Here is a 24,728-nt window from a genome sequence, read left to right as displayed (position 1 = left end):
CTCCATTCGAACTTGTAGCTCATAATTTACTGCCGTATCCATTGTAGTAAAGATGTAAAATAATGTCCACATTTGTATGCTTTTTTTCCGCATTTTTTGACAGGGTTCGTCATTTCTCGATAGATCCCTTTGTTATACCATGGTTTCTATCAATGTGGTAAATATAGGCAAACACCTCGGCTACAGCTTGATATAGCTGTTCTGGAATCGTTTCATTCACATTAAGTTGCCCCATCAACTCAACCAAACTGGCATCTTCCTGTATCGGAATGTTATGCTCTTTTGCCGTTTCAATAATGTTTTGAGCTATCAAACCTTTGCCCTTCGCAATGATTTTGGGTGCCTCTGCGACGTCTGGATTATACGAAAGTGCAATTGCATCTTTTCTCATATCCTTATTTTCCGTCATATTCGAAGGTCAACTCCTTTAAAATCTGTTGTTGATTGAATCTTTTTTAAGGATTTTTCTTTTGTAAGTTTTTTAAAAGAGACACCGGACAATTTATAGTCCACCGATTCAAGTCCACTCTTCAACGTATCCTGAAAGAAGCTTCCAATAACTTTTAACCTTTCATCATCATTGAAAATTGTGACAGTCACAACTTTATTTTGTACTTGCATATCAATTACAGTTTTCTTAATTGATTCCAAGTCGAGGTAAAACATAACCCTTGCGTACTCCGGATCTATTTTTCCATCGTCTTTCATTCTTCCATTCCATTGCAGTTGTGCATCAATTCGTTTTCCTAAAAACTCAAGTGGGAGTTGCATGATAATCTGTTGGTTCATACCCGTTTCTCCGGAATGCAGAAGTGAACCGTTCATGCGTGCCAATGTCAATTCTCCGGCTTCCCTTAATGCTGGAGAAATCACTGGATCGTTCAACAAGGCAACCAATTGAGGTTTTAACATATCTCTAATCTTTTTTAAATTGGGTTCCTTTTGTATCAATTCAGCTTCGTAATTCAAACCCATCGTATTTACTAATTTTTGAATAACTTCTTTCATTACATTTCCATTTATCGATTGTTCTACTATGGAATTGGAATTATGTCTAAGTTGGTCTAACGTCTTTAGAATCCCTTCTTTTTGCTGTGCGGGTAGGTCCAAGTCATACACTAATGAGGTTCTAAGCAAATCTAAAACACCGTGAATCCCTTCTTTTGTTTCTATTCCGAAAAAGGTCTTAAAGTTTAAATCACTTAACGGCAATTTCAATTCAATAATTCGCTGAATAGAGCGGAGTGCTTCCTCTTGACTATTGGGAGGTGCTGATTTCAGCATCTGAGCCGCAACGATGAGATTTTCACGGGATATAGGTAATTTCCAATCCAGAAAAACGTTCAACAATGTTTGCATTTCCGTGTGTTTGGGAAGTTGCATTGACTCCATTAAATTCATCAGTTGTTTGGCCTTTGTATCCGTTGCATTTAAAGGGCCTGTTATAATTTTTAATTGCAGTTCCGGTTCAATAGATTTTACTTGGAAGAAATATGAATCGCCCGCCTTCAAAGGTACTTCTAACCTGGCCATCAATTTCTGGTTTCCAATTTGAACTTCTGCCATTTCCCCTTTGTAAAGTTGTTTGACCTGTCCATGAAATATTTGACCTTCATGTAAAGATGGTCTATTTGAAGTCGTGGTAACTGTCTGGTTCATCAATCTTTGAATCGATGGATGACTCACCCTTCTATCACACCTTCCAAAATCGATTTAACGGGCTCAAAAGTTTTTCTATGCTGTGCACAGGGCCCATGAATACGGAGTGCATTTAGGTGCTCTGATGTGCCGTACCCAGCATTTTTTTTAAATTGATACATTGGGTAGCTTGCATCAAGCTCGTCCATCAAATCATCCCTTGTAGTCTTGGCTAAAATGGATGCTGCTGCAATCGCAAGACTTTTTGCATCTCCTTTAATAATTGACACGGAACGGCAGTTAACATCTAACGCCATTGCGTCCGCCAAAACAATTGATGGGGAAACAGATAAATTATTTACGGCTTTCTCCATCGATTCCCTTGTAGCTGCATAAATATTCACCGCATCTATTCGTTCCACTGCTTGAATATGTATTGAATAACTAACTGCAATCTCTTTTATCAAGGTTGCAAGACGATTCCTTTCCTGCTTTGTAGTCTTTTTGGAATCATCAAGACCTAATAGACAGTCGACGTCGGCAGGCAAAATAACAGCGGCGCAAACAACTGGGCCTGCCAATGGCCCTCGCCCCGCCTCATCCACACCCGCAATCAGATCTTTGTTAGATTCTTTAAAACTCCCATCAAAACCGATTTTTTCTTGCAACATTTTTTTCAATTGCTGTTTCTTCTCAAAGTTTCGGTACCAGCGTTCCAATTCTGTTCTCACACCGATTCGATGATCGGCCTCAAGTTCTCTCATCCATTGTTGAGGAATGTCTGTTTCTTTTAATCGTTCGGAGATTTCTTTTATCGTTTTCATATTTTTTCACCTTCTATATGTATATCGCCTTATCTTTTTATCGGTTATATCAAGGCTACATTTATCGCTATTAATAGAAAAAGGCCGATTGTCACGGAACTATTCCGTAACGTTATCGACCATTCCCTCTTTTTACTCGTCTGTAAAATCGAATGTCAACTTGCCTAACAGTTCGCTGCGTATATCCTGCACGATCATGTCAGCTACTTTGTCATAATCAATTTCCCCGCCTTGAGTATATGCTTTGCGGGACTCGCCTATCTTATTGAACACTGCTTGGATGTCGTCTCCAACAGTTATAATGCCATATCGTTTTTCAAGTCGATCTGGATAATGCGTTTCCAGGAAACGCAGACCAAAGACAGCAAGATTTTCCATGTTTACAACTGTATCTTTAATCGCACCTGTTAAAGCAAGTTTGTATCCAACCGACTGATCTTCAAATTTCGGCCAAAGGATCCCCGGGGTATCCAATAATTCAAGTTCTTTTTCAAACTTGATCCATTGCTGTGCTTTTGTTACACCTGGTTTATTACCCGTTTTAGCTATGTTTTTCTTTGCCAAGCGGTTGATAAGCGTTGATTTACCAACATTCGGGATACCGACAATCATTGCACGGATCGCTCCAGGTCGAATACCTCTTTTTTTCATGCGCTCAATTTTTGGCGCAAGAATCTCCTTTGCCGCCTTCGTCACGGTTTGTAGGCCTTTCCCCTCAAATGAATTTATAGCAACCGCCCGAATACCTTCTGCTTCAAAGTGTTTAATCCAGCGATCTGTCTCTTTTTCATCTGCAAGATCCATTTTATTCAATATTAATAATCTCGGTTTTTGTTGAATAACCTCGTCAATCATTGGATTTCTTGATGAAAGGGGTAATCTGGCGTCTATCAACTCAAATACGATATCGACAAGTTTCAATTGTTCCGTCACTTCACGTCTTGCTTTGGCCATATGGCCGGGAAACCATTGAATCGTCAATGTACTCAACCCCTTTCTTTACTCCACCAATCCAAAGTCTGCGATTGGCCAAAATACAAATTTTGTACTTCCTATAATTTCATCAATAGGAACCGCTCCGATATGTCTTGAATCCTTACTTTTCCGGCGATTATCTCCCATTACGAATACATGGCCAACTGGCACAGTCTGACTATCAATTTTCTCTTCAAGTGTAAAGTCTTCAGTTAATGGGCCGTCCGTGACTTCTGCCTTGTATTGATCAAGATACGGTTCTTCTTGTGGTACACCATTGATATATAAAATATCGTCCCGGTATTCAACCTCATCTCCGGGAAGTCCGATTACCCTTTTAATGTAATCCTTTTTTTCAGGGGCGTGGAAGACGACTATATCGAAACGGTCGGGTTCACCAAGTGTGTATCCGATTTTGTTGACGATCATTTTATCTCCATGCTCAAGTGTCGGCATCATTGAGATACCATCTACTACGATTGGTGTAAATAGAAATATTCGAATGACCGCTGCCAACCCGAACGCGATCAAAAGTGCCTTAATCCATTCCCAAGTTTCATTTTTCTTCTTTTCCTCATTCATCTCCAAAGCCTCCCGCCAAACTACTATTACTATTGTACCGTCTATTTAGCATTGAAGCAAAAAGAAAGGAGGCCATTTTTTCTGGCCTCCTTTTGCTTTACAAAACGATGGAGACACGATCCCCGCCGTTTTACTATTATCGGATTTCTTTGATACGTGCAGCTTTTCCGCGTAGATTGCGAAGGTAGTACAATTTCGCACGACGTACTTTACCACGACGAGTCACTTCAAGTTTAGCGATTTTTGGTGTGTGTACAGGGAATGTACGTTCAACACCTACACCGTTGGAGATTTTACGAACTGTGAAAGTTTCGCTGATTCCGCCTCCACGACGTTTGATGACAACACCTTCGAAAAGTTGGATACGCTCACGTGTACCCTCAACGATTTTCACGTGCAAGCGGACAGTGTCCCCAGGACGGAAATCAGGATGATCTGTACGAAGTTGGTCTTTTGTTACTTCTGCAATAATGTTTTGCATGTTTTTCTCTCCTTATTCACAGATGCTCTTGCACTTGTTACGTTTGCAGCGGAACACCAGTCAGTATGTACTTTCTATAGAAGTACGTAGTAAATAATAACATATTAGAATGGCTTGTGCAAGGCTTTAATTAAGTTAGCATAGGGTTGATTTCCGCTGCGGCCGGCGCTTTCCGCGGGCATGGCCTTAGCCTCCTCGTCGCTTCGCTCCTGCGGGGTCTTCGGCTCATGCTATTCCCGCAGGAGTCGCCGGCCTACGCTCCAATCAACGGATATACCTTATAATAAAGGATGTATCAAAGCAAATCACGCATAAAGTCGGTGAAATGCGCATAAATCGTGCCAGATACGCATAAATCCGTTGAAACACGCATAAATAAGTTTTATGCGTGTCTGGTGAGATTTATGCGTTTTTGGCGACAATTATGCGTATATTGTAGGCCATTATTGATTTTCTTCCTCATTTAATTGTTTTAAGTACTTTTGTTGATGTTCCGTCAATGGCGCATCAGCCAAAAGGTCTTTTCTTCGCTCGAATGTTCGTTTTAATGACTGTTCTTGCCGCCATTTTTCGATTTCGGCATGATTTCCTGATAGGAGGACGTCCGGGACTTTCATTCCTCTGAAATCTGCTGGTCTTGTGTATTGAGGATGCTCAAGAAGTCCAGTTGAGAAAGAATCATGGACAGGCGAATCTGTGTTGCCTAACACGTTTGGAAGAAGTCTTACGACGCTGTCGATGATTGCCATTGAGGCGATTTCACCGCCGGTTAGGACGAAATCGCCAAGTGAGATTTCGTCTGTGACGAGATGCTCGCGTATGCGCTCGTCGTAGCCTTCGTAATGTCCGCATAGGAACACAAGATGTTCTTCCCTTGAAAGCTCCTCAGCCTTTTGCTGATTGAATGTGGCGCCTTGAGGGCACATCAGGATGACTCGCGGCTTTTTCGATTCGTCGAGAGCGAGTGATTCGACTGCAGCGAATAGTGGTTCAGGCTTTAATACCATTCCAGCTCCGCCGCCGTATGGATAATCGTCTACTTTATGATGCTTGTTGCCTGAGAAGTCCCTGAAATCGGTCACTTTGAAGGAAACCGCTTCGTTTTCCTGTGCTTTTTTCATGATGGAAGAATGCAGGACTCCTTCGAACATTTCTGGAAATAATGAGAGGACATCTATTTTCATCATGAAAGAAGTCCTTCCATTGGTTCAATGACGATACGTTTTTGTTCGACATCCACCTCTAAGACAACATCATCGATATAAGGGATGTAATGCGGCTTTCCTGTTTTCGGCGTGACCGTCCATACATCATTGGCACCCGTTTCTATGATCTCCGTCACTTCGCCAAGCTCTTCGCCTTCATTTGTATAAACCGTGCAGCCGACAATTTCGTGGTAGTAGAATTCCCCTTCTTCAAGATCCCCAAGTTGCTTTTCAGAGACTTTAAGAATACCGTCCCTGTATTTTTCAACGTCATTGATATTGATATGACCTTCAAATGAGAGAAGGTCGAAGTTTTTATGGCGGCGATGACTTGCAACAATCAGCTTGATTGGTTTTTTTTCATTTGGCATGAACAGAGAAAGTTCATTCCCAATTGCGTATCTTTCCTCAGGAAAATCAGTACGGGAAATGACTCTGACTTCACCTTGAATTCCATGTGTGTTGACGATTTTTCCAACATTGAACCATTGCATGCAATACACCTTCCTTTTGTTTCATTAATAGACAAAAAAGGAGGGAACATGAGCTCCCTCCTTTTGCACAGGTTTTCGGAAAGGTTCCGATGAGCCTGTAGTTTAGTCTGATCTTTTGCTTTCGCTTTCAATCAGTCAATGATATCAAGGTAAACTTTCTTACCGTGGTGACTGCCTGCTGCTGAGTAAACAATAGTTCGTATCGCTTTCGCAACACGTCCCTGCTTTCCGATCACTTTTCCCATATCTTCGGGATTGACGGAAAGTTTGTAAGTGACTCGATGATGTTGTTCATCTTTATCGACCTGCACATCTCCGGGATGATCGACTAAAGGTTTGACAATCGTTTCAATCAGCTGCTTCATGTCCACCCTCCTGATTATTTACCGTATTTAGCGTTATGGAATTTCTCCATGATGCCTTGCTCTGAGAACAGGTTACGAACTGTATCAGATGGTTTAGCACCGTTTTGTAGCCATTTAAGAGCCAATTCTTCGTCGATTTTTACTTCCGCAGGTTTTGTAAGCGGGTTGTAAGTACCAACTGTTTCGATTTGACGGCCATCACGTGGTGAACGTGAATCTGCTACTACAATACGATAGAAAGGAGTTTTCTTTGCTCCCATACGTTTAAGACGAATTTTTACTGACATTTTTTCTTGCACCTCCGAATAGTTTCACACAAGATAGTATATTATCAAGGTTTTTCATGTTTGTAAAGTGTTTTTTCTTAACACCTAAAAATAGTGTTGATTTCCGCTTCAGGCGGACGCTTTCCGCCGGCATGGCTTCAGTCTCCTCACTCCGCGTTGCTACGTTGCGGGGCCTTCAGCTCATGCTATTCCGGCAGGAGTCGCCGCCTTACGCTACAATCAACGGAACTTCCTTTTAACACTAACAAGAAATTATCTAAAGAAAGAGTCGAATCCTGGCATTTTCATTTTCTTTTTGCCCTTTTGTTGCATGTTGGTCATTTGTTTGACCATTTTCTTCATGTCTTCAAATTGCTTCAAAAGTCGATTCACTTCCTGTATGGAGGTTCCTGACCCTTTTGCAATTCTTTTCTTTCTGTTTGCGTTGATGATTTCTGGAGTTGTTCTCTCCGCCGTTGTCATAGATCGAATGACAGCCTCAACGCGTCCCATTTGACTTTCGTCTACTTGGGCGTTTTCGAGACCTTTGATTTTATTGAAACCTGGCATCATTTTTAGAATCTCGTCGAGAGGCCCCATTTTTTTCACTTGTTGAAGTTGGTCCAAAAAGTCATCGAGTGTGAAGGTTTGCGTGCGGAACTTCTGTTCAAGTTCTTTCGCTTTCTCCTCGTCAACGCTTTCCTGAGCCTTTTCAATAAGAGACATAACATCGCCCATCCCTAAAATTCGGGATGCCATACGCTCGGGATGGAATGGTTCAAGGGCATCCATCTTTTCACCCATACCGACGAATTTAATTGGTTTTTGAGTAACGGAACGGATGGATAATGCAGCTCCACCACGAGTGTCGCCGTCTAATTTAGTTAAAACGACACCAGTAATGCCTAATGTTTCATCAAAGGATTTAGCGACATTGACTGCGTCTTGTCCAGTCATCGCATCTACAACAAGGAATACTTCGTCGGGTTTGCTGAGAGCCTGAATATCCTTAAGCTCTTGCATCAGTTTCTCATCGACATGCAAACGTCCCGCTGTATCAATGATGACGACATCATGATGTTCTTTCGCAGCTTCTTCAAGTGCTTGACGTGCGATTTCAACTGGAGACACGTCAGTTCCTAATGAAAAGACAGGAAGCGTCAATTGTTTGCCTAACGTTTGTAGTTGCTGGATTGCAGCAGGACGGTAGACGTCCGCAGCAACTAATAATGGTTTTTTATTATGACGTTTACGAAGAACTGTCGCAAGTTTTCCAGTAGTCGTCGTTTTACCAGCACCTTGCAAACCGACCATCATGATAACGGTTGGAGATTTCCTCGCGAATTGGATAGGATTCTGTTCTCCACCCATTAGATTCGTCAATTCATCTTTAACGATTTTCACGACTTGTTGGCCAGGTGTCAAACTCTTCATGACATCTTGACCGACTGCCCGCTCACTCACTGTTTTTACAAATTCCTTAACGACTTTCAAGTTGACGTCAGCTTCGATTAGTGCGAATCGCACTTCACGCATCATTTCCTTGACGTCTGCCTCACTGATTTTACCTTTGCCCTTTATTTTCTGAAGCGTCCCTTGCAGGCGCTGGGCCAAACCTTCAAATGCCATGCATAGAGCCCCCTACTCATGTTCTTTTTAGTCATGTTCTTTCAGTGCGTTCAACAAGTTCCGCACTTTTTCGGATGAACTACAATCAGCCACAAGCTGTTCAAGTTCATCGACAAGCTCCATCCTTTTTTGGAATTTCGAAAAAAGATTCAATTTATTTTCATAGTCTTCGAGCATAGCTTCCGTTCTTCGGACATTGTCGTAGACCGCTTGCCTTGACACCCCGTATTCCTCGGCAATTTCACCAAGTGAAAGATCATCAAGATAGTAGAGCTGCATGTAAACACGCTGCTTATCGGTCAACAAAGTCTGATAGAAATCATAGAGGAAGTTAACGCGTGTCGTTTTTTCAAGCATCCCGCCCCGCCCCCTCTGCCCATCTTAATATTCCTCGCATGAACTGTCAAGTGAATTTACTTGATAAAGTATAAGCGGAAGGAGATTGTACACTTATTCCTCCGCTTCTTTTTCCAATCCTTCTGCGAAAAGTCCATATACATATTTCTCAGGATCGAATGGTTGTAAATCATCCATTCCCTCACCAAGTCCTACGAATTTAACAGGGATATTCAGCTTATTGCGAATCGCCAAAACGATCCCACCCTTGGCTGTACCGTCCAACTTCGTTAAAACGATACCAGTTACATTAGTTGCTTCTTTAAAAGTCTGCGCTTGAATCAAAGCATTTTGTCCAGTCGTTGCATCGAGCGCAAGCAGGACTTCATGCGGTGCTCCTTCAATCTCCTTACCGATCACCCGGTGAACTTTTTCCAATTCATTCATCAAGTTCACTTTGTTTTGCAAACGGCCGGCCGTGTCACATATGAGGACATCTACCTTACGATTTTTCGCCGCACGAATTGCATCATACATGACTGCCGCTGGGTCAGATCCTTCCGATTGACGGATTACTTCCACACCGACCCGTTCGCCCCAAACTACAAGTTGGTCAATCGCGCCGGCACGGAATGTGTCCCCCGCCGCAAGCATTACTGTTTTTCCTTCTTCTTTCAGACGGGCTGCAAGTTTACCGATCGTTGTTGTTTTCCCGACTCCGTTGACACCGACCATTAAGATAACTGTCAACTCATCTTGCATATTCAGCTCAGTATCAAGTTCCTCGCCAGCTTTGTAGATTTCCACCAACTTTTCGGAAATGACCGATTGAATACCATCTGTAGTTTTAATGTTTTTACGTTTAACTTCCCATCTTAGCTGATCAACAAGTTCCATCACTGTTTCAACGCCAACGTCAGCTTGCAATAAAAGTTCCTCTAACTCTTCAAAAAACTCCTCGTCCACTTCACGGAAGCGGGCTACAAGATCATTGACTTTAGATGTGAATGAATCACGGGTCTTCGTAAGCCCATCTTTGAATTTCTCTGTTACAGCTTCGTTTGTTCCAGTAATCTTCTCTTTCAGTTTCTTAAAAAATGACAATCCACTCTCTCCTTTTCAACTTGTCTACCCTACTATTTCGGCAGGCACTTCAGACAATTGTACTGAAATCAATTTTGAGACGCCAGATTCCTGCATTGTCACACCGTAAAGGACATCCGCACCTTCCATTGTACCCTTTCGATGGGTGATAACGATGAATTGAGTATTGTTAGAGAACTTCTTCAAGTACTTACTGTAACGGATGACATTTGCTTCGTCGAGTGCCGCTTCAACTTCGTCCAAAATACAGAACGGGACTGGACGCACTTCGATGATGGAAAACAGTAAAGTAATCGCAGTAAGGGCACGTTCTCCTCCCGATAAAAGACTAAGGTTCTGAAGCTTCTTACCAGGGGGTCTTGCAACGATTTCAACTCCCGTTTCCAGCAAGTTATCTGGTTGCGTAAGGATCAAATCCGCATCCCCTCCACCGAACATCTCCTTGAATACAGAATGGAACCGATTTCTAACTGCATTAAATGTTGTACCGAATCGCATTTCCATTTCTTGATCCATTTCTGACATTGCTGCGTTTAACGTATTTTTGGCCTCCAAAAGATCATTCCGTTGCTCTGTTAAAAATGCATGACGTTCAGATACTTCCTGGAACTCTTGAATAGCACCTGGGTTCACTGAACCTATCGAATCCAGTTCACTCTTTAGTTGCTCAACACGATTCCTTGTCATTTCCACATTAAAATCTTCACCGTAATCAAAGTCAGGGTACAGCCCATACTCATCCAATAACCGGTTTGTGATAGATTCATATTTTACTTCAAGACGTGAAACGGCCACATTTATTTCATTAAATGCAGAAACAGCTTTATTTTCCTCGGTACGCAAACTTTTCAATGAATCCTCTTGCTGTTTTAAGCCGTCTGAAAGTCGATTCCTTGTTGTCCTTTCATTCGACAATGTTTGTTCAATCGTCGCTTTTTCCATTGTGGATTTCTCTATTCGTGAAGATATCTCTTCCGGTGACAGTTCGATGCCATTTTCATCCTCAGAATAAAGAAGTTGCTCAGCAACAAGGGTAGAGATTCTTTGATCTAATTGGGCAAGCGTCCTGTTCATTTCTTCCATCAAGGACTGCTGATGTCCTTTTTGCTCCCGAAATATTGCGGCCTTTTCCCGTAGTTCTCCATTTCTTGCTATGAGAGCAGCTTCTTCGTTCCGTCTATCGGAGGCCAACCGCTCTAATGTTTCTACTTCCTTTTGTGTCGACTCAAGTGAAGTTTTAATCGAGATATGTTTTTCAATCAATTCGGTTTTTCGCTTTGTTAACTCGGAACCAAGATTTTCCGAACCAGCCCTTCCTTTTTCAGCAATGAAAATTTCTGATTCGATTGTTCTGACTTCAACATCCAGTTCTCGAATATTAGAATCGATTGAAGACATTTCTTCACGGATACCCTCTAACTGTTTGCGGAATTTTTCAGCATCGTGCATATGCTGCGCAACTGTCATTTTGGATTCGCCCATTTTTATCGTTGCAGTTTTTATGGAAGCTTCCATTCTTTCAAGCTGTGAAATTAGTGCTTCCAATTCAGCTTTCCGTGAAAACACAGTTGATTGTCCCTTTGCACCACCACCTGTCAGGGAACCACCAGCGTTGACCACATCCCCGTCAAGGGTAACTATCCTAAACTTGTATCCTAATGTTTTTGCAATGGCCGATGCACCTGATAATGTCTTCGCGACTAACGTCATGCCTAAAAGATTTTCAATGATGGCTGTAAATACAGGTTCTGTTTTCACAAGTTGATCTGCTGTTCCAATGAATTCAGGGTGCCTCTCAACAATACGAATAGATGCAGGTGCAATTTTTCTCGATTTTATAACGTCTCGAGGTAAGAATGTTGCACGACCCGCATTTTTCTTTTTCAAATAACCAATAGCATTTCGTGCTTCAGCTTCGGATGCCGTTACGATATGCTGCATGGCACCACCTAAAGCAGTCTCAACAGCTTTGATGTACGGATCATCTACACTGATAAGTTCCGCGACTGCCCCATCCACTCCGGGTAATTGACCTTCTTTATTTGCGACTAACACTGCCCTAACGCCGGAATAGAAACCTGAAAAGTCAGCCTCCAAACTTTTAAGTGCACGCAATCTTCCTTGCATTTCAGATTGCTTGTTCATTGCAGTTTGCATGAATTGCTGTTGGTTTCTCAAATCATTTTCAGATTCCTGTAAAAGTCCATTAGAATTGTTGTATGCAGCTTCAGCTTGAGCTATTTTTTCATTCAATGAAGCTTTAATGGTCAATAGATCTGATCGTTTTTCGATCAACTCATTAAGTTTACGATTTAAGACTGTTGTTTGTTCAACAATTCTTTCCGCAGAGGACTTCTCCCCCTGCAAACGTTCATCGATATGTTTCAAATCGTTTCTCACTGTCGCTTCTTCATTTAAAAGATCGATATAAGACGATTTCAGCTCATTGATTTCTTCTTCGGTTTCTTTAACGGATCTTTTCAGAATTTGGGAAATCTCATTCATTTCAATTTGTATCTTATTTAAATCTGAAGAAGTAATTTCCATTTTCTCATTCATCGCAGCTATCTTAACGATGATATCTTCTTTATCCTTTTGAGCAATCCCTAATTCATTGTTTATGCGGTTGATATGTTCTTTTGTGTTCCTTTGTTTTTCGAGAGTTAATAGTCGGCGTCCTTCCCATCTCTCGGTTTCGGCGCTTATTTCAACCAATTGTTTTTGGAGCATTTCAATTTTCCGATCCGTTTCCGCCAATTGGGATTTTAATAAATTGGACTGTTGCTCGGCATTTGCGATTTCTTTTTCAAAACCTTCACGTTGGACTCGTTTCTCTTCCAGTGATTTTGTCTTCGTAATAATTTCATCCCGTAAAATCGCACCATCAAAATTCAGGAGACGGACATCAGCTTCCCTGATTTCCGAGGACAAAACCCCGTGTTTTTCGGCTGCCTTCGCATTTTTTTCAAGTGGCCCAATTCGATTATCGAGTTCTTTTAATATATCAAGAACACGATCTAAATTATCTTCAGTTTCAAAGAGCTTATGTTCAGCTTTCCGCTTCCTTGTCTTATACTTCAAAACACCTGCAGCTTCGTCAAAAATACTCCTTCTGTCTTCCGGACGGCTATTCAGAATTTCATCTACCCGGCCTTGGGAAATGATTGAAAAAGCTTCTTTTCCCAAACCTGAATCCATGAAGACATCGTTAATATCTTTTAGTCTGCATTGCTGACCGTTCAATAAATAATTACTTTCACCCGAGCGAAAAACGCGTCGGCTTACACTAATTTCCGTGTAATCCAGCGGAAAAAGGCCGTTTGTGTTATCAAGGATCAACGTAACTTCCGCATAATTCAGCGGCTTCCTTGAATCACTACCCGCAAAAATGACATCTTCCATTTTCGCACCCCGAAGGGATTTTGCCGATTGTTCACCAAGCACCCAACGGATTGCATCAGTGATATTGCTTTTCCCACTGCCATTCGGTCCGACGATAGCGGTGACGCCCGGTACAAAATCAATCCCAATCCGCTCGGCGAATGATTTAAATCCTATAATCTCTACTCTTTTTAGAAACACAATCAGTTCTCTCCTTCGGCCTCAATGCCTTTTAATACTTGAATGGCTTGACGGGCCGCATCCTGCTCGGCTTCTTTTTTCGACCTTCCAATACCTGTCCCTAATTCACGATTTTCCAATCTAACGACGGTGACAAACTTTTTCGCATGCGCAGGACCCTTCTCTTCAACAATCTCGTAATTCAGGTTGCCATGATTGGTTTGTTGAACAATCTCCTGTAGGCGACTCTTATAATCCATCACATGCGAAAAAGCACCGTCTCCAATTTTCGGAAAAACTACTTGTTCCAGGAATGTAGTCACTGATTCCATTCCTTGATCTAAAAATAATGCCCCGATGAACGCTTCAAAAACGTCAGCTAACAAGGCTGGACGCGTTCTACCACCTGTTTGTTCTTCCCCTTTGCCTAATAAGATAAAGTCCCCGAAATCAAGTTCATTTGAGAATTTCACCAGTGAGGGCTCACAGACAATTGCCGCTCTAAGTTTTGTCAGCTCGCCTTCGCTCATATCCGGTTCGGTGGCAAAAAGAAAACGGGAAACGCCTAACTCCAATACAGCATCGCCTAAGAATTCAAGTCTTTCGTTGTCCGAGAAATTTTTACGACGATGTTCATTTACATAGGAAGAATGTGTAAATGCGTTATAAAGGAGTGACTCATCTTTAAATTGGATGGAAAGTCGATCTTGGAGCCCTTTAAATTTTCTTCTCACTTCGACTGGAAGTAGCGAGGAGGCATATTTGTATTTCTGTTTATTGTTCATCGCGATTCTGCCTTTCACTTCGTAGTTCTCTTAATTTTACATGGTTCGTGCCTTACATGCAAAACCGAAAAGAGATACTTCCGTTCCTTTTCTTGGTTTAAGAAAGGAAGAAAGCATCTCGATGGTAATTCATTCATATTAGTTGAAGTATTAATGAGCCCATTTTTTCGGTTTTACGAATAAAGTAAATTAGTTTACTTTTTCTTCGATATATTTAACAGCGTCACCGACTGTTCCGATCTTTTCAGCATCGTCGTCGGAAATTTCCATATCGAATTCATCTTCTAATTCCATAACAAGCTCAACGACATCCAAAGAGTCTGCGCCAAGATCGTCTTTGAAAGAAGCTTCAGGTTTTACTTCGCTTTCATCGACACCAAGACGGTCGACAACTACTTTCGTTACGCGTTCAAGTACTGACAAAACATTCACCTCCCCTCAATGGAAAATCAGCAAAAGTTGCTCTGCGTTGCAGGCGGACGCTTTCCGCGGGCATGGCTTCAGCCTCCTCACTACGCTTCGCTTCGTTGCGGGGTCTTCAGCTCATGCTATTCCCGCAGGAGTCACCGCCTTCCACTTCGAGCAACGGAAGTTCCAGGTACAAAACATTAGTTTAACCTGTACAGGTTATTACATTACCATACCACCGTCAACATGAATAGTTTGTCCTGTTATATAGTTTGCATCGTTGGATAATAGGAAAGCTACAGCTCCAGCTACGTCTTCGGCTGAGCCTAGTTTGCCTAAAGGAATGGAGCCTAACATTTGCTCTTTTACTTCTTCAGGAAGAGAGTCTGTCATGTCGGTTGTTATAAAACCTGGAGCTACAGCGTTGACAGTGATATTGCGGGTTGCCAATTCTCTTGCTGTTGTCTTTGTTAAACCAATGACGCCTGCTTTTGCTGCAACATAGTTCGCTTGTCCTGGATTGCCGATTACTCCGACGATTGATGCGAGGTTGACGATTTTCCCTGCACGTTGTTTCATCATTTGGCGAGTGACAGCCTTTGTGCAAAGGAAGACACCTTTCAAGTTGATGTCAATTACATCATCCCATTCGTCCTCTTTCATGCGCATTAAGAGGTTGTCTCTTGTGATGCCAGCATTGTTAACGAGGAAGTCGATTGAACCGAAGTTTTCCATTGTTGCGTCAATCATTTGTTTCACTTGATCAGCATCTGAAACGTTCGCTTGGATTGCAAATGCATCGCTACCCGAATCCTTGATCAGTTGGACGACTTCTTCGGCTTTCTCTCGGCTACCACTGTAATTGACGGCCACTCGAGCTCCTTCGCGGCCTAATAATATAGCAATCTCACGGCCGATTCCTCTTGAAGCACCAGTGACAATCGCCGTTTTTCCTTCAAATCTTCCCATCTTAATCCCACCCTTTCGCTGCATCGATGACTGCCTGAAATGTCTCTTCGTCATAGACTGGTAGCACTGTAACAGATCGATCGATTTTCTTTACAAGGCCACTAAGTACTTTTCCTGGACCACATTCGATGAAATGCGTAACTCCAAGGTTGATCAGTTCACGGACAGAATCTTCCCACCGAACTGGAGAATAAAGTTGTTCGACTAACAACTGCTTGATTTCTTCACGATCAGAAACAGTTTCTGCATTTACATTCGCTACGACCGGGATAGAAGCGTCTTTCATCTCAACTTCATCCAAAGCATTTTTCAAACGTTCTGCTGCAGGCTTCATAAGAGAAGAATGGAATGGTCCACTCACATCTAGTGGGATCGCTCTTTTCGCTCCTGCTTCTTTTAGTTCCACACAAGCTTTTTCAACGCCAGCTTTTGTGCCAGAAATGACAATTTGCCCTGGGCAATTTAGGTTGGCAGGTTGAACAGGCGTTCCTTCTGCTGTTATGGTTTCTGTCACCTCTTGAAGTTTCTCTCCGTCAAGTCCAAGAATGGCTGCCATTGCACCTTCACCAGCAGGAACCGCATCATTCATGAAGAGTCCGCGTTGATGGACAACTGAAACTCCATCTTCGAATGATAGAACTCCTGAAGCAACAAGTGCCGTATATTCACCAAGACTGTGTCCTGCCGTATAGTCAGGTGTAATGCCGCCTTCAACAAGCTTCGAAGCGATCATTGCTCCTACTGTCAAAAGTGCGGGCTGCGCATTATACGTTAATGTCAGCTCCTCTTGAGGTCCTTCTGTAATCAACTTACTTAAACCGAATTGCAATACTTCATCAGCGCGTTCAAGGAAATTTCCACCACTGTTGAAAAGCTCTTCTCCCATTCCTACGGATTGTGAACCTTGACCCGGGAAAATAAACGCTATTTTCGTCATTCCGCCTCCACCTTTCCAACTGTCCTTCCAATTGTTCCACAGACATCGTATTTAACCATTGTTCTTGCTTGTCTAATTGCATTTAAAACGGCATTAGCATTGGACGAACCATGTGCCTTAATGACAGGAGAATTCAAGCCGAAAAGACCCGCTCCCCCATACTCCGTGTAATCCATCTTCTTTTTTAATCCCCGCAAGCCATCCTTGACCATTGCAGCGGACAGTTTTGATTTCAATGAAGCGCTGTAAACTTCCTTCAACATCGTGAAGAAGCTGCCGGCTGTGCCCTCGATGGTCTTCAGCACCATATTTCCTGTAAAACCGTCTGTAACAACGACGTCTGCCACTCCACTTAATAAATCCCTTGATTCCACATTACCGACAAAATTAATCGGCGCCTCGGCAAGTAGATCGAATGCGGCTTTCGTCAATTCATTTCCTTTGCCTTCTTCGGTACCAATATTCAATAGTCCGACACGTGGTTTTTGAATGCCACGGACTTTTTCGGCATAAATGCTGCCCATAATCCCGTATTGCTGTAAATGGACCGGTTTAGCATCGGCATTAGCGCCAAGATCCAAAAAGACGAAACCTTGACCGTCTATTGTAGGAAGTGTTGGTGACAATGCAGGACGGTCAATACCTTTTATACGACCAACAACGAATAGACCCGCTGCCATAAGCGCACCGGTGTTTCCGGCCGAAACGCATGCATCGGCCTCTCCATCCTTTACTGCTTGTGCCATTCTCACCATTGATGCATCTTTTTTCTTTCTGATAGCTCGAACGGGTTCATCATCTGGTTCAATCTTCTCCGAACAATGGAACACTTTTAACCTATCATGTTCTTTTAAATACGGAGCCATCACTTCTTCATTTCCATAAATATGTATATGTATATCTTCAAATTCATTTAGACTTTGGAGAGCGCCTGCGATGATTTCACCCGGTGCGTTGTCTCCGCCCATTCCGTCTAATGCAATAATCATTTTACTTCACTCCTACTGTGGTTCGTAGTCTGGTACATCTGGAATTCACCCGAGAAAACTGTTTCGTTTTCAACTGTAGAAACGACATCGACAAATGTCCTTTTCTCATTTGAACGATTTTTATCCACAGTAGCACGTGCAATTACACGATCACCCGATCTAACAGGCTTTAAAAAATTGAGTGTCGATGTGACTGTCAACGCAAGATCATCATCTAATACTGCAACGGCTAATGAGTTTGCCTGCGCAAATAAATGATGGCCCCGAGCTATTCCGCTTCTTCGGAAGACATGATCGTCAGTTACATCGAATATGGAAATTGCCCGTTTGTCCAGCTCGATGTCAACGATTTCACCGATGACTTCATCGGATTGAAGGGATTTCACCTCGGCATCCATCGTTCGTGCCGCTACCGTTTTCAATCGTTCACGTAATTCCGGAATTCCACATTCCAATCGATCTAAGCGAATCGTCTGGACGCTTACTTTAAATTGCTTGGACAATTCTTCATCTGTCAGAAAAGGATTTTGTTCGAGGCTCATCTCAAGCTGGCGCTGCCTCTCCCTTTTTGGCACTCTCAATTGTTTCACCCTTCCGGATTAGCACTTGGTACTAATACCAGTATATTATCATAGTTCAACATTGATTTCTACAAAAAATGGGTATGTAAAAGAAAATCGCCTTATCATTATTGTGTTTTCTTTATTTATGATTGATATCCTCATTGTTCAAATCATTATCGTTTTACTAGGACTCTACAAACATTATTATTTCATTAGATAAATCAAAACGATTAAAACGGAAGAAAAAAATAAAAGTCCTATTAATTAAAAGTGCCTGGAAGCAGCTTCCGGCACTCTTTTTTACAACTCTTCGTTTAGTTCGCCAATCGCTTCCATTGAAAGACTTGTCACCTCGACAATCAGCTCTATCAGCATCCCTTTACTCAACATTTCCTTCGCAATTTGATCGATACCCTTTCTTTTTCATCATATCCCATTTTGCTGAGAAGTCCTGCGGCGGCTGGGTTGTTCGAATGAATATACTCGCGCCAGTTTTTCTTTTTCAAATGCAACGTCTAATAATTGAAGCGCAGAACTTCGTATGATGAAAAGGAAATTAAGAACTCACGTTTTGCCCCCCTCTAAATAAAAAACATCCGCCCTGTCAAGGGAACGGTTGCTGAAATGTCCTTCAAGTGAAGTCTGCCATTGTGAAAATGCTTACAGAGGGTATAACTTCTTCTAATGCCTTATTAAGCTCAACAATATTCGGCGTGGTGCTTAATAAGTCTAAGTCGTAGTTCAATGAATCATCAAAAGTATATTCTTTTGGTTCATATGTAATATTAAACTTTGATAATATGTCATTTCTCTTTTTTTATCTGATTTCCGTATTGTAAATCCATGTTTATATTCTTTCAGCATCTTATTCTCTTCCATTTTCAAATAAGTGCAACCATTTATTGATGGCTGCACTTATTCATATTTACTTTTTAGTATAACGGCTGTCCAATTTCATAGTAAAGTTCTCGGTAATTCGCTCGGAGTTCTCGTTTAGGCATTCGGAGTTCTCCTTTTACCACGATAAATTCTCATACCCAGGTCAAGAGTTCTCCTTTCTCCTTAATTAGTTCTCCTTCTCTCGCAAAGAGTTCTCCTTCATCAATAAAAACTTCTCATTTACGCAGCGCTGAACAAAAACAGCTGTCCAGATGATTACCTGGACAGCTCCATTTTTAAATTCGTATTAGAAACTCACACTCAAAATACATCTATTCATTCAATCCATCCGCTCTTGGGAAAGCGCACCGGATTGTTCCAAGTCTTCTCTTAGAATTTTATATTCCGAAGAGGTCCAGAAGCTGTCGGATGAGAGCATTTTCTCAGCATCTTGACGGGCGGTTTCGAGTGCGCGGTAGTCGTGGACGAGATCGGCCATCTTGAATTCAGGCATTCCGCTTTGCTTTTTACCGAAGAAATCGCCCGCTCCTCTTAGTTCGAGGTCTTTTTCTGCGAGGAGGAAACCGTCGTTCGTTTCCGTCATCGATTGCATTCGTTCTTTTCCTTCCTCGTTTTTCGGATCGGCAAGAAGGACACAGTATGATTGATCGGCCCCCCTGCCGACCCTTCCTCGTAATTGGTGAAGTTGCGCTAATCCGAAACGAGTAGCATCGTAAATGAGCATGAATGTCGCATTCGGAACGTTCACGCCGACTTCGACGACAGTTGTTGATACGAGGCAGTTGATTTTCCCATCGCTGAAGTCCCTCATGATCGCATCTTTCTCATCAGGATGAAGTCTTCCGTGCATGAGACCGACCGTATAACGTCCGGCAAAATGTTGGGTAAGCTGTGCATGGACATCGACTGCATTTTGTACATCAAGCTTGTCCGATTCCTCTATGAGCGGACAAATTACATAAGCTTGGCGACCTGCATGCAATTCTTTCTCCATCTTCCTTAAAACGGGCAGTAATGACTCTTCTTTCAACCAATACGTTTCGATTTGTTTACGCCCGGCGGGCATTTCATCCAAAATTGAAAGGTCCATTTCACCGAATGCCGTGATCGCCAAAGTTCTTGGGATAGGGGTGGCTGTCATGAAGAGCACATCCGGATTCAGCCCTTTTTCCCTAAGGACACGGCGTTGCTCGACACCGAAACGATGCTGCTCGTCCGTAATGACAAGACCCAATTTGGAGAAACTGACATCCGGCTGAATAAGGGCATGGGTACCAATCAAAAGATCGATTTCCCCGTTCGCTAAATTCTCCAAAATATGTCTTCTTGCCTTCCCCTTTGTGGAACCTGAAAGAAACGCGACTCGTACTCCAAATGGCTCAAGCCAGGAAGAAAGTGAATTGGCATGCTGTTCAGCAAGGATTTCGGTTGGGGCCATCAATGCGCCTTGGAAGCCTGCGGTGATGGCGGCATATAGAGCAATCGCTGCAACGACAGTCTTCCCGGATCCAACATCCCCTTGTAGAAGGCGATTCATCCGGCTTGAGCTTTTCAATTCTGCACATAGTTCATTGACAACTCTCTTTTGTGCACCGGTTAACTCGAACGGCAATGAAGAAATAAATGCTTTCAAACGGTCTATATCATAGTGGATGACTGTCCCTTTTTCAGCATCCTTCCGTATTTTCTTCATCCCGATCATCTTCAATTGGAATTTAAGCAATTCCTCATAGACGAATCTTCTTCTTGCTTGTTTTACATCATTCGGCGATTTCGGGAAATGAACCATTTCCAATGCTTCACTGACGGATGGCAGCATATAGGAATCTCTGATGGAAGCCGGTAATACTTCCTCCATTTCACTAACACATAAGTCAAGAGCACTTCTCATATATTTCCGGAATGTCTTTTGATGCATAACATTTTTCAAACTGTATACAGGCTCAAAATCCGCATGGTCCGTTTTTGGTCCCTCGCTGAAGTTACTTACATTAATCACTTGCCTGCCGCGATCCCATTTGCCTGTCACAGTTACAACCATTCCAATAGATAGTCGTTCTTTTAAATAATGCTGATTGAAGAATACCGCTTTGACAAGATGTGGACCTGCAAGGAGTCTTATTTGCAAGCGTGAACGGTTTTTCCCTAAAAAAAGAACGGAAGGCTCGCTTTCGACCCTTCCTTCAATCGTAACCCGTTCATTATGCGGTGTATCTGCCAAATCTTTCAATCTAAAATCTTCATGTCGGTAGGGAAATGTATTGATTAAATCCCCTATCGTTTCAATCCCTAATTTTTCGAGCCGTTCAGCAGATGCCTTCCCTACACCATTCAGCGATGTGACCGCGTCATGAATTGACGGTGTCATTGACCGCTCGATCCTTCCCGAATATCTTAGCCTCAAGCCATTTGCCGGTAGGTGTAGCAGCAAGACCGCCCTTCGCAGTCTCTCTTAAAGCTGACGGCATCGTTTGTCCGATTCTATGCATCGCTTCAATTACTTCATCGGTAGGGATTCTGCTGACGACTCCAGCAAGTGCCATATCTGCTCCGACTAACGCTTTCGCTGCTCCCATTGCATTCCGTTTCACACATGGTACTTCAACCAAACCAGCAACAGGATCACAAACAAGTCCAAGCATGTTTTTCATTACGATTGAGAATGCCTCTGCACTTTGTTGAGGTGTTCCGCCAGCCATTTCTACAATCGCTGCAGCAGCCATTGAAGCCGCGGACCCAGTTTCCGCCTGACATCCGCCTGCTGCTCCCGAAATAGACGCATTATTGGCAACGACAAAACCAAAAGCGCCTGAAGTGAATAGATAGTTCACCATTTGCTCCCTTGTAGGATTCAACTTCTCTTTCACCGCAAAAAGCGTTCCTGGCACAATGCCCGCAGCCCCAGCTGTTGGAGTTGCACAAATCATTCCCATTGCCGCATTGACTTCATTCGTCGCAACAGCTTTGCTGACCGCGTCTAAAATAAGGTCACCAGATAGGGATTTTCCAGTCTTGATGTAATTTTGAATGAGGACTGCATCCCCACCTGTCAACCCAGAAGTCGATTTTACTCCTTGAAGTCCTTGCTCTACAGCACTTTCCATCACCGTAAGATTATTATCCATCTGAGCGATAATCTCTTCACGTGACCGCTTCGTTATCAACATTTCCTGCTCTATCATGATTTCAGAAATAGGTTTGTTTTGTGTCTCTGCCAAAGTAACAAGTTCTTTTACCGAACTGAATAGTACTTCCATTTATCTATTCCTCCTTAGTTTGCCAATGTCGATACTTGAGTGACATTCGGCAAGGATTTCAATTCATCTAATAATGTTTCATCAAACATTTGGTCGACCTCGATGACCATAAGTGCCATTTTCCCTTTTTCTTTCCGGCCCACTTCCATATGGGCAATATTCATGCCTTGAGAAGCAATTGCATTGGAAACGTTTGCAATGACACCTGCACGGTCATCATGTACAACAAGAAGCGCCGGAAAATGGCCTGATAGACGAAGTGGGAAACCATTTAGCTCCGTCACTTCCATTGTTCCCCCACCGATTGAAATACCGACGAGCTCCATCTCACCTTGGCTATCCCCAATTACAATTTTCGCCGTATTCGGATGCTCGGCTTCCTCTTCCTCAGGAATGAATTCAAATGTCATCCCAAGTGCCGCCGCATCTTCAAAAGACGTTTTAATCCTTTCATCGAAGGTATCATAATCTAATAATCCACCGATGATTGCAACATCAGTTCCATGGCCCTTATATGTTTCTGCAAAAGAACCATAGAGATAAATTTTCGCCCATTCCGGTTGTCTTCCGAACAAATCTCTTGCTACGCGGCCAATACGGGCTGCGCCAGCGGTATGTGAAGATGAAGGTCCTATCATGACGGGACCGATTATTTCAAAAACAGATCTGTATTTCATTTAAAATACCCCCTAGTTAAAAGACAAGCATGAATTCATTTTACATGATAATGTCAAAATAGAAAAGACGGCACGCTCGTTAAGAGCATACCGTCATTTTCTTTTTACTCCACAGAGAGAATATATGGATACAATGGTTGTTTTCCATTATAGAGTTCAACTTCCGTATGGTCAAAATTCTCTTCAACATAGCTCGCAATTTCGTTCGCTTCTTCTTCAGTCACATCTTCACCATAGATGATTGTAACGATTTCATCGTCTTCATCGATTAAAGAAGATAGTAATGTTTTAATAACATCATCCAAAGAAGGTTTGGAAATCACAATTTTACTTCCTGCAAGACCCATGAAATCATCTTTTTTAATGTCTACACCGTCAATCGATGTGTCGCGGATTGAATAAGTGACTTGTCCCGTCTTGACGGCTGCAGCAGCCTTAGACATTGCTTTTTCGTTTTCATTTACACCGATTTCAGGATTAAATGCAAGAATTGCGGATAAACCTTCAGGAACCGATTTCGTTTCCACTACGGCAGCCTCTATACCGATTACATCTGCTGCCTGTTTTGCGGCCATAATGATGTTTTTATTATTCGGTAGGATGATTACACGTTCCGCTCCGACGTCTTTAATCGCTTTGACAATATCCTCAGTTGAAGGATTCATTGTCTGACCGCCTTCGATTACCGCGGATGCTCCAATACTTTTCAGCAACTCGGCGATTCCGGACCCCATCGCAACTGTTACGATCGCATAAGGGTGAACAGCCTTTTCTTCCTTCATCGTTGAATGGCCTTCCCCAACGATATCGATATGCTGTTGTCTCATATTTTCAATCTTAATGTTAATGAGTGAACCGTATCGTTGTGCGTAATTCAGAGCATCGCCTGGCTCCTCCGTATGGATATGTACTTTCGCGATTTCCTCATCAGAGATGACAAGTAAAGAATCACCAAGTTCGCTGAGATTCTGTCTGAAGTCGCCTTCGTTAAATGGATTTTTCTTCACTTTGTCGTCTTCAAATTTCACCATGAATTCCGTACAATAACCGAATTCAATATCCTCAGTGTTCATGAAACCTTGAACACCGCGATGATGCTCGGCATTGACAAGATCGTCCATTGATTCAATAGCAGTTCGTTCCGGAAGCGCTTCCCCTTTTAAACATGCCAAAAAGCCTTCATATACATAGACAAGGCCTTGTCCACCGCTATCTACGACACCGACTTCTTTCAAAACAGGAAGAAGATCCGGAGTCCTTTTCAATGAAGCTTTTGATTCTTCAACAATCGCTTCCATTACCTTGATGATATCACCAGTCGTTTTAGCCACTTCAACGCCTTTTTTCGCAGCATCTTTCGCAACCGTTAAGATAGTCCCTTCCACCGGCTTCATGACCGCTTTATAGGCTGTTTGAACACCATAATCCAGTGCTCCTGCGAATTTGACACTATCAAGCTTTTCTTCCTCTTCTACCGCTTTCCCGAAACCACGGAACAATTGAGATAGAATGACGCCTGAATTCCCGCGCGCTCCCATTAGAAGACCTTTAGATAAAGCTTGTGCCGTTTTCCCTAAGTGAACAGATGCATGGGCAGCGATTTCCTTTGCACCCGAGGTCATCGATAAGTTCATGTTCGTTCCTGTATCACCATCGGGTACTGGAAATACGTTTAAAGAATCGACATAGTCTGCATTTTGATGAAGATGATGAGCACCTATCTTCACCATATCAGCAAATTTCACACCATCAATAAACTTCATTGAAAGTTTTCCTCCTTCTA

24 protein-coding genes are annotated in these 24,728 nt (G+C 42.5%); all 24 read right to left on the bottom strand.

Features of this window, described 5'->3' with window-relative positions; genetic code table 11:
* Window positions 1-109 precede the first annotated feature (109 nt).
* On the bottom strand, window positions 110-409 hold the full coding sequence (locus tag NSQ43_RS09645) for an EscU/YscU/HrcU family type III secretion system export apparatus switch protein (RefSeq protein ID WP_339249664.1): 300 nt from the start codon (window positions 407-409) through the stop codon (window positions 110-112).
* A complete protein-coding gene (locus NSQ43_RS09640) occupies window positions 406-1,686 on the bottom strand; it encodes a hypothetical protein (protein WP_339249662.1) in 1,281 nt (426 codons plus the stop codon). The genes NSQ43_RS09645 and NSQ43_RS09640 overlap by 4 nt, the downstream gene beginning before the upstream one ends.
* On the bottom strand, window positions 1,683-2,462 hold the full coding sequence (locus tag NSQ43_RS09635; protein WP_339249660.1) for a ribonuclease HII: 780 nt from the start codon (window positions 2,460-2,462) through the stop codon (window positions 1,683-1,685). The genes NSQ43_RS09640 and NSQ43_RS09635 overlap by 4 nt, the downstream gene beginning before the upstream one ends.
* Window positions 2,463-2,594: 132 nt before the next feature.
* A complete protein-coding gene (gene ylqF, locus NSQ43_RS09630) occupies window positions 2,595-3,443 on the bottom strand; it encodes a ribosome biogenesis GTPase YlqF (protein ID WP_339249658.1) in 849 nt (282 codons plus the stop codon).
* Between the two features lie 18 nt (window positions 3,444-3,461).
* Window positions 3,462-4,019, bottom strand: a complete 558-nt coding sequence (lepB, locus tag NSQ43_RS09625; RefSeq protein WP_339249657.1) for a signal peptidase I — start codon at window positions 4,017-4,019, stop codon at window positions 3,462-3,464.
* 136 nt (window positions 4,020-4,155) lie between these two features.
* The gene (gene rplS / locus NSQ43_RS09620) at window positions 4,156-4,500 is read right to left on the bottom strand and encodes a 50S ribosomal protein L19 (protein WP_283731704.1); all 345 of its coding nucleotides are present in this window, start codon (window positions 4,498-4,500) and stop codon (window positions 4,156-4,158) included.
* 443 nt (window positions 4,501-4,943) lie between these two features.
* Window positions 4,944-5,684, bottom strand: coding sequence for a tRNA (guanosine(37)-N1)-methyltransferase TrmD (gene trmD / locus NSQ43_RS09615; RefSeq protein ID WP_339254857.1), 741 nt, complete (start codon window positions 5,682-5,684; stop codon window positions 4,944-4,946).
* Window positions 5,684-6,199, bottom strand: coding sequence for a ribosome maturation factor RimM (rimM, locus tag NSQ43_RS09610; RefSeq protein WP_339249654.1), 516 nt, complete (start codon window positions 6,197-6,199; stop codon window positions 5,684-5,686). Before rimM ends, trmD begins: the two co-directional genes overlap by 1 nt.
* A 131-nt stretch (window positions 6,200-6,330) precedes the next feature.
* Window positions 6,331-6,564 carry a KH domain-containing protein gene (locus NSQ43_RS09605; protein WP_283731702.1) on the bottom strand — a complete coding sequence of 78 codons (234 nt, stop codon included), beginning with the start codon at window positions 6,562-6,564 and terminating at the stop codon, window positions 6,331-6,333.
* Window positions 6,565-6,578: 14 nt separating this feature from the next.
* Entirely contained in the window at window positions 6,579-6,851 is a 273-nt protein-coding gene (gene rpsP, locus NSQ43_RS09600; RefSeq protein WP_060209070.1) for a 30S ribosomal protein S16, read from the bottom strand.
* 252 nt (window positions 6,852-7,103) lie between these two features.
* Window positions 7,104-8,459: a signal recognition particle protein gene (gene ffh / locus NSQ43_RS09595; RefSeq protein WP_339249650.1), complete on the bottom strand. Its 1,356-nt coding sequence runs from the start codon at window positions 8,457-8,459 to the stop codon at window positions 7,104-7,106.
* Between the two features lie 27 nt (window positions 8,460-8,486).
* Window positions 8,487-8,816: a putative DNA-binding protein gene (locus NSQ43_RS09590; RefSeq protein WP_339249648.1), complete on the bottom strand. Its 330-nt coding sequence runs from the start codon at window positions 8,814-8,816 to the stop codon at window positions 8,487-8,489.
* Between the two features lie 93 nt (window positions 8,817-8,909).
* Complete coding sequence (gene ftsY / locus NSQ43_RS09585; protein WP_339249646.1) at window positions 8,910-9,899, bottom strand: signal recognition particle-docking protein FtsY; 990 nt, start codon at window positions 9,897-9,899, stop codon at window positions 8,910-8,912.
* Between the two features lie 24 nt (window positions 9,900-9,923).
* Window positions 9,924-13,481 carry a chromosome segregation protein SMC gene (gene smc / locus NSQ43_RS09580; protein WP_339249644.1) on the bottom strand — a complete coding sequence of 1,186 codons (3,558 nt, stop codon included), beginning with the start codon at window positions 13,479-13,481 and terminating at the stop codon, window positions 9,924-9,926.
* Window positions 13,482-13,483: 2 nt separating this feature from the next.
* Window positions 13,484-14,245 carry a ribonuclease III gene (gene rnc, locus NSQ43_RS09575; protein WP_339254856.1) on the bottom strand — a complete coding sequence of 254 codons (762 nt, stop codon included), beginning with the start codon at window positions 14,243-14,245 and terminating at the stop codon, window positions 13,484-13,486.
* Between the two features lie 189 nt (window positions 14,246-14,434).
* Window positions 14,435-14,677, bottom strand: a complete 243-nt coding sequence (locus NSQ43_RS09570) for an acyl carrier protein (RefSeq protein ID WP_317965028.1) — start codon at window positions 14,675-14,677, stop codon at window positions 14,435-14,437.
* Between the two features lie 198 nt (window positions 14,678-14,875).
* Window positions 14,876-15,622 (bottom strand): 3-oxoacyl-[acyl-carrier-protein] reductase, encoded by a 747-nt coding sequence (gene fabG, locus NSQ43_RS09565; protein WP_339249642.1) that lies wholly within the window; start codon window positions 15,620-15,622, stop codon window positions 14,876-14,878.
* A gap of 1 nt (window position 15,623) precedes the next feature.
* On the bottom strand, window positions 15,624-16,559 hold the full coding sequence (gene fabD / locus NSQ43_RS09560) for an ACP S-malonyltransferase (protein WP_339249640.1): 936 nt from the start codon (window positions 16,557-16,559) through the stop codon (window positions 15,624-15,626).
* Window positions 16,556-17,548 (bottom strand): phosphate acyltransferase PlsX, encoded by a 993-nt coding sequence (plsX, locus tag NSQ43_RS09555; protein WP_339249638.1) that lies wholly within the window; start codon window positions 17,546-17,548, stop codon window positions 16,556-16,558. The genes fabD and plsX overlap by 4 nt, the downstream gene beginning before the upstream one ends.
* On the bottom strand, window positions 17,545-18,129 hold the full coding sequence (fapR, locus tag NSQ43_RS09550) for a transcription factor FapR (RefSeq protein WP_339249636.1): 585 nt from the start codon (window positions 18,127-18,129) through the stop codon (window positions 17,545-17,547). Before fapR ends, plsX begins: the two co-directional genes overlap by 4 nt.
* 1,201 nt (window positions 18,130-19,330) lie before the next feature.
* Window positions 19,331-21,379 carry an ATP-dependent DNA helicase RecG gene (gene recG / locus NSQ43_RS09545; protein WP_339249634.1) on the bottom strand — a complete coding sequence of 683 codons (2,049 nt, stop codon included), beginning with the start codon at window positions 21,377-21,379 and terminating at the stop codon, window positions 19,331-19,333.
* Window positions 21,360-22,268 carry an L-serine ammonia-lyase, iron-sulfur-dependent, subunit alpha gene (gene sdaAA / locus NSQ43_RS09540; RefSeq protein ID WP_339249632.1) on the bottom strand — a complete coding sequence of 303 codons (909 nt, stop codon included), beginning with the start codon at window positions 22,266-22,268 and terminating at the stop codon, window positions 21,360-21,362. Before sdaAA ends, recG begins: the two co-directional genes overlap by 20 nt.
* 14 nt (window positions 22,269-22,282) lie before the next feature.
* Entirely contained in the window at window positions 22,283-22,945 is a 663-nt protein-coding gene (gene sdaAB, locus NSQ43_RS09535) for an L-serine ammonia-lyase, iron-sulfur-dependent subunit beta (RefSeq protein WP_301243043.1), read from the bottom strand.
* Between the two features lie 104 nt (window positions 22,946-23,049).
* Window positions 23,050-24,708, bottom strand: coding sequence for a DAK2 domain-containing protein (locus NSQ43_RS09530; RefSeq protein ID WP_339249630.1), 1,659 nt, complete (start codon window positions 24,706-24,708; stop codon window positions 23,050-23,052).
* Window positions 24,709-24,728 lie beyond the last annotated feature (20 nt).

Source organism: Sporosarcina sp. FSL W8-0480 (assembly GCF_037963765.1).
Lineage (GTDB): Bacteria > Bacillota > Bacilli > Bacillales_A > Planococcaceae > Sporosarcina.
Note: the sequence above shows the minus strand (reverse complement) of the source record. Positions and strands in the feature narration are given on the sequence as shown.